The sequence below is a fragment of the Novosphingobium mississippiense genome (assembly GCF_044029535.1).
GTDB lineage: Bacteria > Pseudomonadota > Alphaproteobacteria > Sphingomonadales > Sphingomonadaceae > Novosphingobium.
The window spans coordinates 1,236,469-1,251,631 of sequence record NZ_CP147003.1; the positions used below are offsets into that span (position 1 = coordinate 1,236,469).

Consider the following 15,163-nt stretch of genomic DNA (forward strand, 5'->3'; position numbering starts at 1 on the left):
GTTCGACTTCGATTATCAAATGGGGATAGCACCGTATTCGATGGCGGCGGTACCGGCGGCGAAGGCAGATACAGCGCCACCCACCCGTTCCGGGACATCGTAAGGCATGCCGTGGCCTGCATCCGGGATCAATTCGTAGCGTAACAACGGATTAAGGCGCTGCAGCTCGGCTGCGGTGTCTACCGACACAACACCACCACTTCCAATCAGAAGGAGCGTAGGAACGCCCATGTCGCGAACAAGGTGGTGCCAGTCCGGGTTTGGCGGTGTGAGCACCTCGAAGGCGTTAGGGTGAGTATGAAGCCTGGCGTCCACGAGAGACTCGATCAATTCCGCTTCGCGACCCGCGTTACGCTGGCGAGCCTGGGCGATTAGATCGTCTTTCGATGACATAAGCGACTGTCGGTGTTCCGCTGCGACGTCGCTCTCGTAGACTTCTCGCTGCCACTTCGAGGTTGCTCATGCATCGATGATGGCACGCGTTGCTCGCGATGGTCGAGAGGTCGTATCTGCGCCGAGGCCGATTTCCCTGCCATGTCCTATCCGCCTATCGCAATCCGTCTGATCAGTGTCCTTCGAGAAGCGCTTCGGCATTCACACCGTCTTGGCCCGAGGAGCGCTCAGTCAATCTCAGACCGCTTCCCGTCTCTCCAAAGGCGCCTATTCGCTTCAGCAGGCGCATGGAAAAGCGGAGATGACTATGAGCACCTGTTCACCCGAGCGCCGAGATCACGATATTCCCCGTACTGAAGAGGCTGTTCCCTACAAGGATATTCATCTCGGTTTGCAGATCTGCCGGGCCAACAGCCTATCGCTCACGCGCCTTCAGCTTGCTCTGAGAAAGGGCGACAGGCGCAGCGTGCTGGAAGCGATGGACCGGTTGCATGATCTGGATGCCCAGATCGGCCGGCTCCTCCAACGACTGCCCATATCCGCCAACGATGATCTGGAAAGCCAAGCGATCGGCAGATACATCGACGAGCAAAGGATGGCGGTCGCGTTTGAAAGGCTTGCGCTTGTAAGCCAGGTAAGCGGTCCGGATATGCTATCCCCCACCGATTACTGGGGCGCCCCAGATCGGGCGAGAATACCCGGCGGACGCTCTGCCGACCAGGCTGGCCCTCCGTTCACGACGCACAAACAGTTCTCGCCCAAAATGCTGGGCCTCGTGATAGCGCTTTTCGCGTTAGCTGCTGTGGCGTGCCTGATCTTTTTGTCTTCAGGAGCTTAGGACTACATCGCAAACGTGTGCAGTTCCCGACCCAAACCCAATCGTTCCAATTCGCGCCGATCAACGTCCGGTCTCACCTAATGCAGTCGTCCGGATCGGTCGAAGCGGATCGCCAAACACCTCAACCGAGACCCATGGCGATTGGCGATCCTAAAGTCGACGGTTCGCGGTTATCGTCGCTCACCAATTGAATCGCAGCCCGCCGCGAACCTCTACGGCATCGAAATCGCCATCAAATGCGCGGTTGTAATCGCCGGAAGCGAACAGGGTGAGCCTGGGTTTTAGCTGGATGGAGCCGCCCACGCCGATGTCCCACCAGGTGGTCGACAGATCGGCGCGGAACGGAACGTCGCCATGTGCCGAGGAAAAGTCGGTTTCCGCCTTGCCGAGGAATTCATGCCAGACGTTCGCGCGGATCCAGCCCTGGCCTCGGCCGCTGCTTGCCAGTCGCAAGCCGCCCCGCCCGACCAGCGAGTTGAGGTTGCGATAATGCACGTCCGCCGCGATATCCTGGAAGCTGTCCAGGCCGAGCGTCTGGTAGATCAACTGTGCCTGCGGCTCCAGCCGCCAGTCCTCGCTCAGGTGGAAAGGATAGCCACCCTCCAGCGAAGCGGCAAATCCGAACCCGTTCGTCTTGATTTCCGGCAGGATCGCCGGCGTCATATGCAGCTTGTACCAAGTGCCTTGTATCACGCCGTCCAGGTAGGCGCCGTTTGGCGCGAAATGCGTCCAGTAGGCGCCGACCGAGATATTGTCGGATTTGATGCTTCCGGCTGGAATCGCGAGGTTGAGCAGGTGGTGCTCGACATCTGTGCTGGTGCTGCCCACCGCGCCCATGATGCCGGCGTGGTCGCGATTGCCGGTCCGGCCGTCCGCCTGCTTCTCCTCATTGCGATAGAGGTCGAGGCCCAGCTGAAATGCGTAGTAATCCGAGTTGTACGTCGGCCCTACAGCAAGCGCGCCGCCACGGGTGGCCCTTGCGTTTGCCTCGCGATAGGTAAAACGCCCCCACACTCCGTTGAGCAAACTGCCGATCCCCAGCGCGGAGCTGCCTCTTAGCTGCTCTTCCTCGCCTACACGTTCGTGGAGCGTGTCGATGAGTCCCCGACCGTAGTTCAACAGGACGCCAGGCGCGGCCGCATAGAGCGAGGTCTCCGGCCGGTAATCTGGCGTCGGGGTTGGGGTTGGGGTTGGGGTCGGCGTCGGCGTTGGTGTTGGTGTTGGTGTTGGTGTTGGCGTCGGTGTTGGCGTCGGTGTTGGCGTCGGTGTTGGCGTCGGTGTTGGCGTCGGTGTTGGCGTCGGTGTTGGCGTCGGTGTTGGCGTCGGTGTTGGCGTCGGTGTTGGCGTCGGTGTTGGCGTCGGTGTTGGCGTCGGTGTTGGGCAAGGCGGAGAAGGCGCGCCTGGGACGGAGCAGTCCAGCGTCGAACGCAAATACCAACTGTCGGGCCCGCTAGCATCGACGCTGCCCCGATATAGCAGGTACTCGTACGGTCCCGCGATGACCGTGCCGCCGAGGCGGAACGCGCCGTTCGCCGTTGTTCCGTTATTGATCGCGTCGACGACAAGAATCCCGTTGCCGGTCGTCAGGTCTCCGGGGCCCGTGGAATTGACGATGCGCAGCGCCGACGTGCCGGTTGCCGTACCGCCGTCGATCACGAGCTTGTCCGATGGGGAACCATCGGTCCCAAGGTAAGTATTCAACGCGAAGGTGCCGTTACTGCCCACATAGTTTCCGGCAACCGTGACGCTGCGGTAGGATGCACTGTCGGTGGGGGCCGCGACCAAGGCGGCTGTTATCGGAAAGTCGATCAGGCTGTCGGTGTTCGACAGATTGGTCAGGTTCGAACTTTGCGTGACATGCCAGGTGCTGTCATTGCTCATGTTCAGCGTTGTCGTGCTGAATGAGTCCGTCGCCACGCGGCCGTTCAGCACCGAATGGTTTGCATCAAGAGTGAGCGTTGCGCCCAGTTGTCCACCAGTGACCGGTCTGGCCGTCGAATAGACCGCAGCCGTAGCCCCGGTCAGCGTCGAGTCCGTCAGATCGACATTGGCGATGCCTCCGTAGATCCGCAAAGCGATGTTCGCGTCCGACGTGACCGAGGTGTCGTGGAGCACCATGTTGTATCCGCCGCTCGCGGGCGCATAGGCTGCAGATCCTAGGCTGAAGGTAGTCGGGCCGGCATCGCTGACCCCTGCCGACGACGGCGCCGCCGGTTCCGGCGTGTCTATGGCGAGAGCGGGCGGCGGCGCGGTTGGATCCAGCAGCGGTGTGGTCGCCGGCAGCACAGGCAGTGGGGGCGTGGCGGTAACGCCGGGCGCTATCGCCAACGTCTCCGGCGCGTCGAACAGAATGCCTGCGGCGCCGCTGCCCGTGGTGTGCAATGTGGCGCCCGTGGCATTGAAACTGCCGCCATTGGTGATGCGCGCGCCATAGGCATTGGCGCCCGAGGTAGTGATCGCAGCGCCGGTTCCTGCGGCATTCTTCAGGAGATTCACCGTGCCTGCGTTGGCGTAGATGCCGGGAGTGCTGGCCTGATCCGTTGTCACGCTTCCGCCGGCAAAATTGGTGGTACTGCCCGTCCAGCCATAGATGCCGTAAGCGGTGGCGCCATGCGTGGCGATTGCGAAGTCGGTCAGATTGACGGTCGCCGCACCGGATCCGGACAGCACGCCGTAGGCCGTCGTGCCCTGCGTGGTGATCGACCCGCCGGTGAGCGACACGGCGGAACTGCCGGAAATCCACATGCCATAGGCTGAAGTTCCCAGCGTGTTCACGGCCAGGTTTCCGCCCGTCACCGTGGACGTACCGGAGACTTGAAGGCCATAGGTTGCGTTCTGCGTGGTTGACAGCGACAGTCGGTTGAGGTTGCCGGTCGCGGTCTCGATCTTCACGGCATGGGCTGCCGCTCCGGTCGTACTGACCGAGACGGTGCCCGCCACCAACGGATCGGTGTTGGTGCTGATGGAACCACCGGATGCGGCTCTCAGGCCGATATTGCCGTCAACCGTGGTGTTGACTGTCGAGTTTCCGTTCAGTGTGGCTGCCGAACCATTGTAGACGATCACACCACCTGCCCCCAGGTTCGCGGGTGTCGTTGTGATGATGGTCGAGGCTACAGTGATGTTCGAGTCCGTCAGCGTTGCCTGACTGCCACCCCACGACAGCAGGCCCCAACTGATGCGGCCCTGGACAGAGATATTCGTATCCTTGAGGTTTACGGTGGAATTGGCGCCATAGATGCGCAAGCCGTCCGCCCGATCTCCGTTGGTCACGAATGTCGCGTTGGCGCCTTCCAGCAGCGAGGGGCCGGCCGACGCTTCGGGCATGTAGAGACCATGCACGCTCTCGCCATTGCCGGTGAAGAGCACGCCAGCGCTGCTGGCGACGATATGGACCGTGCCGTTCGCGATGTAGAGTGCGTCGTTGGGCGCGCCTGCGCGATAGTCGGAAGTGACGGCGATCTGTCCCGCCGTGCCAAGGTTCGGGTCGATCGTGACGACGGCGCCCCTGAAAACGCTCACGCCCGCGCCGCCCAATTGGGCTGGATAGGGCGGCACCGGGTGAATTGTCACCGTGCCCTGGATCGTCCCTATCGGAACGACGCTGCCATCGTAGTACTGCTCGTAAGTCAGATCCGTGCCGGATGTGATGACGGGAGCGGGATAAGTCTGGCCAAACGCGGCCTCCACGGACAGGCAAGTGATGACGGCAACGGCAGACACGTTGCCGGTCAGGAGAAGGTGGAGGCGAATTGATCGAGCCATGGGCCCTCCTGGAGGCAGCACGCCGGGCAGACCAAGCGATTGCAGCGCATAGTTCTGGAACGGCCGCACAACAGGGTCGCCGCCAAGGGGTTTCATTCAATCACAGCGATGGGAGGGTGGCCCTCGGGGATTTTGGGGATTAGGCGCGGCTGAAATTACCGAGGCCGAGCCGCCGGGAATTTCCCGTCTTTACCGCGCCGGAATTCGGTCATGGGGGGCGATCCCGGCCTGAGTCAATTACCATTGAAAGCGCGCAGCTGCTCTTCGATGATTTCCATGGAAGTCACCAAGGGCGCGAACAGCGGCTCGAGATCTGGTCGCTGCTGATACAATGCGGTGAGCCGCTCGCGCCTCTTCCCCGGCGTGCGCACAGCACCGAGGCGCAGGCCGAACAACTTGAGGAGTCCGCGCAGCTGGTTACCCATAGCCACGCGTGTTGTGATCAGTTGAACGCGAATGCGCAGGGTAGCTCGGTCGATGTGCGTTGCTGACGCCTTCATGTGCACCCGCTTGAACCAGCCTGTTCGAGCAAGCTGTGCCAGCCCCTCAGCATCATGCACGTCACTCTTGTGCACGCGAGCTGCCAACACGCCCTTCGCATGACGGGCGCAAATACATTCGACCGGGATGCTCCGTTCGTTGAGGCCATGATACAAGAACGTCGATAGAGGTCCGGTCTCGAGTACGACACGGGCCAGACCTGGGCAGTGATTGCCGAGCCACTTGGCGAGAAGATCAGGATCGCTGGCTACTACGTCGCGCTTCAAAACCACGCCGTCCGCATCGACTACGCACACGTGGGTGGTCTTGTCACTTACATCCAAACCAGCAAAGATCGGCATCGGTCACCCTCCTGCATTGAAGCGCCAAGGCGACTTCGTAGCATCCAGGAGGGTGGCTAAATCAATTACGCAGTGTCCAACTTTGCGGACGATTACGAAGCGCCACACTTAAGCAGCAACGAAAGATCACTTGCCGGCCCAGCACCGCCAAGGAATTTTCGGGTTCCCGCACGAAAGAAAATCAGGGAACACGGATGCGCTGGCGCATGACGGATTGCGCTTCAACCGCTTTCATACCGCCGGCATCTGCTCGCCGAGCCGGGCCGCACTGCTGACCGGCAGAAACCCCCACGCCACCGGCATAGGCGCCGTCATGAATACGGCGGACTCGCACCCCGGCTACAGCGGCTATCATGGCAAGGATACCGCCACGATCGCGGAAACATTGCGCGAAAACGGCTACAGCACGGCAGCCTTCGGCAAGTGGCACCAGACACCCGATTGGGAAATGTCGCCATCGGGACCGTTCGACCGCTGGCCCACCGGCGAGGGGTTCGAATCGTTCTACGGCTTCATCGGCGGCGAGACGAGCGAGTTCGAACCCACCCTGTTCAACGGCACCACACCGACCATGCGCCCACCGGGCACGGGATATCACCTGAGCGAAGACCTGGCCGCGCACAGCATCGACTGGATCCGTCGCCAGCACGGTCACTCCGGAAAAGCCTTTCTTCCTCTATCTGGCAACCGGCGGCATCCACGCACCGATCCAGGTTCCGCAGGAATGGATCGATCGCTATCGCGGGCAATTCGACCAGGGCTGGGACAGGCTTCGCGAAGAAATCTTTGCGCGGGAAAAGCGCCTTGGGGTTATTCCAAAGGACGCCAGGCTTACCCCTCGCCCGGCTGAACTTCCGACCTGGGACGGCCTCAGCGACGCGGAGAAGAAGCTCTCCTCACGCTTGATGGAGGCTTACGCCGCCTATCTTGCCCATACGGATGCGCAAGTCGGCAAGGTCGTGCAGGCGCTAAAGGACAGCGGCCAGTACGACAACACCGTCATCGTCTATCTCGTGGGTGACAATGGCGCCAGCATGGAAGGGGGAACCGCCGGTACTCTCAACTACTTGCGCGGCCTGATCGGATTTCCGGCACCGCCGATTACCGACGCGCGGCTGGACGATATCGGCACCCGCAACGCCTATGCGCACGTGAATGCCGCCTGGCCTGGGCCACGGACACGCCGTTCCCTTGGGGGAAATCCATGGCCGGCCACCTGGGCGCAATTCGCAATCCAATGGTCATCACTTGGCCCAAGGGCATTAAAGACAAGGGCGGGCTGCGCAGCCAGTTCGGCCACATCAACGACGTTGTTCCCACGCTTCTGGACATTGTCGGCATCTCCGCTCCAACAAGCGTCAATGGCATTGCCCAGAAACCGATGAACGGCGTCAGCCTTCGGTACACATTCGACGCGCCGAGGGCTCCCGAACGGCACACCACCCAATACTTCGAAGTGTTCGGCCAGCGCTCGATCTATCACGATGGATGGTTCGCCATGGCCAATCACGGCCCGGTGCCGTGGAAGGTGGCGCTTCAGGACACAGATCCCGCCAAGGACGCCTGGCAACTTTGCGACTTGCGCAGCGATTTTTCGGAATCGACCGACCTGGCCGCGCGGGAGCCTGCAAAGCTGGAGGAAATGAAGCGCCTCTTCCAGCAGGAAGCCGCTGCCAACCAGGTCCTTCCGATCTCCGGGCCTCGCCTTTTCGGACGCGGGCTTCCCGATCTTTCGGCGGGAATGAAGCAGGCGACCTACCATGCCGGCGCAGTCGGCATACCGGAGACGGCCCTGCCCAAAGTGCAGAACCGCTCATGGGGAATTTCGGCGACTGTGCGAACAAACCCGGCTGCGCAAGGCGTCGTGGCCGCCGTCGGCGGGGAATCGGCAGGCTGGACGATCTTCATCGATGCCGACCACCGCGCCGTGTTCCGCTATCGCGCCTACGACATCCAGACCCTGGACTTGCGCAGCGCCGATCCGCTCACGGCCGGCGAACACAAGATCGACGTCGACATCGCCAATCAAGGCCCCGGCTTCGCCAACGGCGCGCAAGTCACGCTAAGCGTGGATGAACACAACGAGAGCACGGGCAAGTTGGGGATGACACTGCCTACCTATTTCACCATCGATGAGACGTTCGACGTCGGAATCGATCGAGGCTCGCCGGTCGGCGACTACCCTTCGAATGCATTGCCGGGATTTGCGTTGACCGGTGGAGACCTCGAAGCGGTCACAATTTCGCAAAAATGAAACGGGCCAATGTCCGCGGCGACTTGGCAAGCATAAAAAGAGCCGCACTTCACCGTCGCTTAACAACGAGCAACTCCTTCAGCCTGTACTGGACGAGCGCCGACTGCACCAACGCCCAACGATGGGCGTTAGACCGGCGCCATGATCCACACAATATTGTTACTAATACTCACAATGACTACGACGATAGTCAAAGCGCACGTCGGCCTCGAAGTTGTTTTTGATCCTGTTCCTGGCCGACGCCTGATCGCTTCGGATCGACCGACAGCGGCGCGTCTTGCGATCGAACCGGAGGACCGCAGAGTCGCAAGCAGCGCTTCCCCTGGGACAAGAATTCCTGTGGTGAGTTGAAATTTTTCAACGATATTTGTGACACTTGTCGAGACGACAGCGTCAGACGTCCCTCCCTTCAGAAATGCAGACTCCGGACTGGAGTCATGGTGCGTGCAAAGGATAGTCATGTCTTTCTCAGTCGTCGCGGCTAGCCGCGCCGGGCCTCCGTCGGCGCCCGTCATTCGCTGGCAACTGCCGGTGAACCCCCGAACCACTCCCAACACAAACAAAGCCCCAGCCAGACCATTCCGCCAGTCAACGTGGCTGATCGGTGCTGCAGTATCGGCATTCCTTTTCGCTCCGGCCGAAGCTGTCGCGAATTCGATCGATGAGCGCAGTGTGGTTCCGGAAGAGACCGCAGAACCGTTGCCCACATCGGGTGAAGCACCGGGACAAGACATTGTAGTCACTGGTATTCGTAGCGGTATTGAACAAGCAGTTCGAATCAAGCGCAACGCCGACAGCATCGTCGACGTAATTAGTTCCGAAGACATCGGCCGATATCCGGACGTGAATGTTGCGGAATCGGTACAGCGGATCAGCGGCGTACAGATCAACCGCACGCGCGGCGAAGGGCGCAGCGTCAACATCCGCGGCCTTCCTGACACGTTCACCTTAGTGACGCTCAATGGGCGCAGCGTGCCAAACGCACTGAACGATCTTTTCGCAGGCTTCACGCGCTCATTCGATTTCTCTGCGCTCCCTCCCGAATTCGTGCGCACGCTCGAAGTCTACAAGTCTCCGACCGCCGATCTCGAGGACGGGGGTCTTTCCGGAACCGTCAACGTCCGCACCCCGCGCGCGCTCGACATTGGCCGTCGGGTGGTCACGCTCTCGGCACAAGCGGAGCACGAAAGCAATTCCGGCAAGGTATCGCCGCGCGTTTCCGGATTGTTTGCCGATAGCTTTTTAGACGGCAGGTTGGGGATCACTCTCGGGGGATCCTATACTGAGAGACGGCCTCAGACCCATCAGGTCGAGACTGGTTGGAACACCGTAACCGAAGCGCAGGGCGTGCCGCTGGGCGGCGGCGCCGACGATCTCAATGGCGACGGTCGCATCGATCCCAATCAGCTGGTACGCATACCGGGCCTCATCATCCACGACATGTTCACCGAGAGGAACCGCCGTCTCAGCGGAATCGCATCGGTGCAGTTCAGGCCCAGCGACCATGTCGAACTCTACGCTGACGCGTTTTACACACGGGTCAAGGTAGAGGCTGTGCGCCAAGAAAATTGGCAGAATTTCGCAGGATCGGGCGGCGTGATCGCATCGAAGACGGAGATCCTGGACGGCGTGGAAACCGCGACCGATTTCACCGTCAGCAATATCGATTTGCGTGATGGCGGGCGCTACCAGGACCGCAACGGCTATATCCGTTCATTCGTTGCTGGCGGGAAGTTCGAGAGCAACGGCTGGACAGTGGTCCTCGACGGATCTGAGCAACGTTCTCGTCAGGTTCGCAACACGCTGAACATTGCCGACAGCATCACCGGCACCGTAAGAGTCGTCGCCAAGCCCGGAGACTCGATCCCTAGCATCACTTATCTCGACGGCTTCGACACGCGCAAACTCGATGCCACCAACTTCCGGCTGCTCAGCCTGAACGGCGAACTCGACCGCGAAACCAAAGACCGGTTGCGGGACGTGAAGCTGGATGTTCGGCGCGATCTTGGCGACCGCGGCGTGACTTCGCTGCGAGCTGGCGTCAAATACACTGATCGCGCTGTCTATGCCGACAACAAGACGCTGACAATCGCAGCTGCCGGCGTATCCCAGCTCTATGGTGGCCTTCCGGCGGGGCCGCTTGCAGGCTCCTTCAGCGCTGCTCCCTTCATGATTCCGATCCGTGCCGGTTCCGGGTCATTCCTTGGCAGCTACAGCGGCGATGCATCGTTTCCGCAATATTGGCTGGGCTCTGATGCAAGGAGCTTTGTGAAGAATTTCAGCAAAGAGCAGCTGATTGCCGCGGGAACATATACCAACGACGCCACGGGCATTCTGGACGTCAAAGAAAAGACGCTTGCGCTCTATGGACGGGCGGACCTGACCTTTGGCAAGCTGACCGGCAACGTTGGCCTGCGTGCAGTGCAGACCAGCCAGACCACATCCGGGGTTAGCCCCGATCTCAACGGCATCACGGTGGAAGTCGAGACGGGCATGACCACGCGCGTACCGGCGGCAGCCCCGCTGGTGGTCAAGCGTTCCTATTGGGATTTCCTGCCCAGCCTGAATCTAAAGTTCGAGGCAACGGACAAGCTGCAATTGCGTTTCTCTGCCTCGCGCACGATTACCCGCCCGAACCTTGCTGACATTTCGCCCACCACAACGGCCAATGGCAACGCCCTGACGGTTACGCGCAACAATCCCTATCTTGATCCTTTCCGGGCGAACAACGTCGATGCCACGGTGGAATACTACTTCGGACGGGATGCGCTGGTCGGCGCCTCGCTATTCTACAAGAATCTGGAAAGTCTGATCCGTCGTGAAATCAGCATTCAATCCCTGCCCGTCTCTTACATCCGGACTACGGGCACGACGACCATCCAGACCGATTTCACAGTCAGTCAGCTTGTCAATGGATCGGGTGTGGACCTCAAGGGTCTGGAACTCTATTTCCAGCAGGCGTTCACTTGGCTGCCCCGTCCGCTCGACGGCCTCGGGGTAATCGCCAACTACACCTACATCGACAATAGCGATCCCACCCAGCTTACGGCAGCTTCCAAACACAACTACAATCTGATTGGCTACTACGAGAAGGGGCCGGTAGCGGCCCGAGTGTCTTATTCCTGGCGCAGCAGCTATCTTGCCTCAGCAGCAGTGGCTCCTGCCATGGGGCGGATCAACCGGGCGTTCGGCACCCTCGATGCCAGCCTCAGCTTCCAGGTAACTCCGCAAGCCTCGTTGGTTCTCGAAGGGGTGAACCTGCTCGATCGCGACGAGATCGTCGAATACACCACAGGGCTGCCCGCAAACTACCTCGATTCCGGAAGACGCCTCTTCGGCGGCGTGCGCGTCACCTTTTAAACCATGAAACACGGGAAAACAGAGCGCCGCGCAGCGCCTGCATCAATGGAGATACGACATGGCTGACAGCTTAGATCGCCGCGGAATCTTGCTGGGAGGCGCCGGAGGCGCCTTCGGGCTCTACTCTTGGGCAGCTGGTGCGAAGGCGCCGACTGCGCCGCCCGCAACGCAGCACCTTCGCTTGCAACGCCGTCCGGGCATAAAGCCAAAGAACATCCTGTTCGTCCTCACCGACGATCACCGCTACGACGCGATGGGTTTCATGAAAACCCAGGATTTTGGCGAAACACCAACGCTCGATCGGCTGGCACGCGAAGGCACCCATTTCCGCAATGCCTTCGTCACCACGGCACTGTGTTCTCCCTCGCGCGCCTCGATACTGACCGGGCTCTATGCCCACCAGCACAAGGTCGTCGACAATAACCATCCGATCCCGCCGGACCTGATCTTCTATCCCCAATTCCTGCAGAAGGCCGGCTACGATACCGCCTTCATCGGCAAGTGGCACATGGGCACCGAGGGTGACGATCCGCAACCGGGTTTCGATCACTGGGTGAGCTTCAAGGGTCAGGGGACTTACCTCCCCAGCGCAAACGGCCTGAACGTCGATGGACGCAAGGTGCCGCAGAAGGGCTACATCACCGACGAGCTGACTGACTATGCTATCGATTGGATCGACAAGCGCGATCCCGGCAAACCTTGGATGATGCACCTCGCGCACAAGGCGGTCCACGCCGAATTCCTGCCCGCCGAACGGCACAAGGGACGCTACGACAAGGAAGTGTTCCGCTATCCGGAAAACATGAAGGCTGGCGTGCCGGGACGCCCGATGTGGGTTGAGAACCAGCGCAACAGCTGGCATGGGGTCGACTATGCCTATCATGGCAATCTCGACATCGCTGACTACTACAAGCGCTATATGGAAACGCTGCTGGCGGTGGATGAAGGTCTCGCTCGCATCATGGACCTGCTCGAAAAGCGCGGCGAGCTCGATGATACGCTGATCATCTACATGGGCGACAATGGCTTCATGTTCGGCGAGCACGGACTCATCGACAAGCGTACGGCCTACGAGGAATCGATGCGGGTACCCTTGCTCGCACGCTGCCCTTCCCTCTTCAGCGCCGGGAGTACGGTCGAGAACGTTGTTGCGAACATCGACATCGCTCCGACCATCCTTGCCGCTGCAGGCCTGGAGGCCCCCTCCTACATGGCGGGTTCCAACATGCTGCCCCTGGCCCGTGACGAGAAGGCGCCTTGGCGGCAGGAACTGCTCTACGAATACTATTGGGAGCGGAATTTCCCGCAGACGCCGACTGTTCACGCCATCCGCGAGGACCGCTACAAATACGTCCACTTCCACGGGATCTGGGACCTGGACGAACTCTACGATCTCACCGACGACCCTTCTGAGAACAACAACCTCCTCACCCAACCAGGACACGAAGCCCTCGTTGAACGGATGAGCCACAAGCTCTTCACACTGCTGGAGGAAACCAGCGGTATGCAGATCCCGCTCAGCGTCGATGCGGGAGGCCGGAACGAACTGCGCAGTCCGTCAGGCGCGGGGCAGGCGCCCTTCCCTCCGTCCTTCTTCCTACCGCAACGAAGGCACGGCGGTTAAGGGCCGACTTTTGTCAGCAAGTCCGCTACGATAACTCGAGGACTCCTGAAGGACGGCGCACCCCACATCGGCGTCTCGTGGGGGAGCGTTGTGACCGAGGTTGCAAATGAAGAAGGTGCAGTCCGCGGCGATACCGTACCGGTGCAACGACAAGAACGGACTTGAGTTTCTACTCGTCACCTCTCGCCGCAAGGGACGTTGGGTGCTGCCGAGGGGGACCGTAGGCGGACTGTTGCCTCATGCCTCGGCGGCGCGCGAGGCCTTGGAGGAAGCCGGAGCATTGGGCGATGTCAGTCCATCGCCATTTGGCGTGTATGATCTGCTGAAGAGGGTGAAGGACTGCGATCCCATAGTCATCCCGATCCATGCATTTCCCCTTCGCGTGCGCACGCAACTCGAGGTCTGGCCAGAAACGAACTTTCGTCGGCGGCGCTGGGTAATCGCGGGTGATGCTGCAGGTGAGGTGACCGGCAAGCAACTGTAGGAACTGCTCACGCTCTTCGCCGAGACCTATTGCTGCAATGCCAACCAACTCGAGGTGCCAGAGGCCCGAACTTGAAATTCTGCAGCCTATTTACCGGCTTCATGTGGCGACTTTCAGCCGGGAAGGCAGGGACGCATTCACCATCACCGGCGAGAGTGCGAAGAGCGCCTGAGTCACCGAGGTCGGCATGCTGGCAGGCGGCTACGACTTTACCTGGAGGATCTCCGCCCGGATGGAACGGACGTCGGACAGCACCGACTTGTCCGCCCGCGCTTCGCTGAGTGTCGCCTTTTGATTTGGGTGGGAACAAGCGCATGAATTACGAGGCGAACCGCTCCCCTCGCAAGCTCTTGATATGAGGCACAGGCTGAGGTTGCGCATGGCCATGCTCAAACAAGCGGTTTGCTCAGCGTCACCTCGATCTTTGCGTTTGCGGCGCAATCGTTAGATCAATTTCCAGCTCTGCCAAATTCCATTGGGCATTCGGGTCCTGCGCCATAACAGCCTCGAGACGACTTGAAAGCACCTACAAGCCGCCTGCCGCCCGCCGCGCTCAAGCAGGATCTAGCTCCACGCGAAAACGTTCGACGATGACCAATCCCGCCAAGGTGATCCCAAGGCCGATCCCCATCGCTAGGGAGAGTGGTTCGCCGAACATCAACCGCCCCCAAACCATCGTCGCGGGCGGGCTCAGGTAAAGGACGGAGCTGACTTTTGAGGGGCTCAGCTTTCGCAAACAGAAGTAGTAGAGCCCATAAGCGCCAATCGTCGCAAAAAGCACCAGCCATGTCATGCCGTACCAGAATTTCGGCTCGGCGGGTGGCATCAACCGTCCACCGTAGAGCGAGACAGCAAGGAAGACCACCGCGCTGGAAAGAGATTGGATCGCTAGGCTCTGATAGATCGGCAGTCTCGACCAGGGCCACCGCTGTTGCAGCAACGTCACGACAGCAATGGAAATCATGCCTGCAATCGGCAGACCGTAAGCCCACAATGGCGCCTCGCCGACACGCAGCGCACCTGTCGAAGCCACTATGACACCGCAGGCCGCCAATGCGACGCCAACCCCCTCTCCTCTTGAAATGATCTTGCCCAGGATGGGCACCGAGAACAATACGATCGCCAGTGGCAGCATGTCGGACATCAGCGCCACGATGCCCGTTGGCACCCCCTGTTCGATGGCAAAGCCGCAACCGAGGATCAGCCCTCCCATCGCAAAGACACCTATGAACGCCTGCGCAACGATCTGCCGCAGATTGGGAAGAGGCCCTGCCATGAATGCCAGCGGCAACAGCAGCACCCCGGCGATGAGATTGCGCCAGAACGCCACGAGCGCGATCGGGGCATAGTCAATTGTGAAGCGGATGCCGATGAAGCTGGAACTCCAGCACAGCAGCAGCAAGAACAGCAGCAACCAATCCCTATACCGCGCATCCGAGCGTGCCTTGGAGGCGGGGATTTGCATGCTGGCGAGCGCCGGCGTTTCACTCGTCATCGCTGTCGACCTTTTCCATTTGCAATCGCATCGATCGCCGAGCGCCCCGTAGAAAAAGGCTCCCGTTCTGGGAAGAACGAGAGCCTGTGATTGTCACAGCTTAATGCT

General features: G+C 60.4%; 9 protein-coding genes and 2 pseudogenes. 7 read left to right on the plus strand and 4 right to left on the minus strand.

Features of this window, described 5'->3' with window-relative positions; all coding sequences use genetic code 11:
- Positions 1–15 precede the first annotated feature (15 nt).
- Positions 16–393, minus strand: a complete 378-nt coding sequence (locus WBP06_RS23950; RefSeq protein ID WP_395334656.1) for an alpha/beta fold hydrolase — start codon at positions 391–393, stop codon at positions 16–18.
- A 301-nt stretch (positions 394–694) separates the two neighbouring features.
- Between WBP06_RS23950 and WBP06_RS23955 the strand changes: the two genes are divergently transcribed.
- Positions 695–1,231 (plus strand): hypothetical protein, encoded by a 537-nt coding sequence (locus tag WBP06_RS23955; protein WP_395334658.1) that lies wholly within the window; start codon positions 695–697, stop codon positions 1,229–1,231.
- 180 nt (positions 1,232–1,411) lie between these two features.
- Here the strand turns inward: WBP06_RS23955 and WBP06_RS23960 are convergent, their stop codons facing one another.
- On the minus strand, positions 1,412–5,092 hold the full coding sequence (locus WBP06_RS23960) for an autotransporter outer membrane beta-barrel domain-containing protein (protein WP_395334661.1): 3,681 nt from the start codon (positions 5,090–5,092) through the stop codon (positions 1,412–1,414).
- Positions 5,093–5,229: 137 nt separating this feature from the next.
- On the minus strand, positions 5,230–5,838 hold the full coding sequence (locus WBP06_RS23965; RefSeq protein ID WP_395334663.1) for a transposase: 609 nt from the start codon (positions 5,836–5,838) through the stop codon (positions 5,230–5,232).
- 130 nt (positions 5,839–5,968) lie between these two features.
- Between WBP06_RS23965 and WBP06_RS23970 the strand changes: the two are divergent.
- The 6 genes and pseudogenes from WBP06_RS23970 to WBP06_RS23995 form a co-directional block, all read left to right on the plus strand.
- Positions 5,969–6,478, plus strand: a pseudogene (locus WBP06_RS23970) (sulfatase-like hydrolase/transferase); the annotation flags it as partial.
- A gap of 67 nt (positions 6,479–6,545) precedes the next feature.
- Positions 6,546–6,824, plus strand: a pseudogene (locus WBP06_RS23975) (arylsulfatase); the annotation flags it as partial.
- Positions 6,825–7,042: 218 nt separating this feature from the next.
- On the plus strand, positions 7,043–8,092 hold the full coding sequence (locus tag WBP06_RS23980) for a hypothetical protein (RefSeq protein WP_395334666.1): 1,050 nt from the start codon (positions 7,043–7,045) through the stop codon (positions 8,090–8,092).
- Between the two features lie 459 nt (positions 8,093–8,551).
- Entirely contained in the window at positions 8,552–11,452 is a 2,901-nt protein-coding gene (locus WBP06_RS23985) for a TonB-dependent receptor (protein ID WP_395334669.1), read from the plus strand.
- Positions 11,453–11,510: 58 nt separating this feature from the next.
- Entirely contained in the window at positions 11,511–13,076 is a 1,566-nt protein-coding gene (locus tag WBP06_RS23990; protein ID WP_395334671.1) for a sulfatase, read from the plus strand.
- A 106-nt stretch (positions 13,077–13,182) separates the two neighbouring features.
- Positions 13,183–13,560 carry an NUDIX hydrolase gene (locus tag WBP06_RS23995; protein WP_395334674.1) on the plus strand — a complete coding sequence of 126 codons (378 nt, stop codon included), beginning with the start codon at positions 13,183–13,185 and terminating at the stop codon, positions 13,558–13,560.
- 553 nt (positions 13,561–14,113) lie between these two features.
- Here the strand turns inward: WBP06_RS23995 and WBP06_RS24000 are convergent.
- Positions 14,114–15,055, minus strand: a complete 942-nt coding sequence (locus WBP06_RS24000; RefSeq protein ID WP_395334676.1) for a DMT family transporter — start codon at positions 15,053–15,055, stop codon at positions 14,114–14,116.
- Between the last annotated feature and the right edge of the window lie 108 nt (positions 15,056–15,163).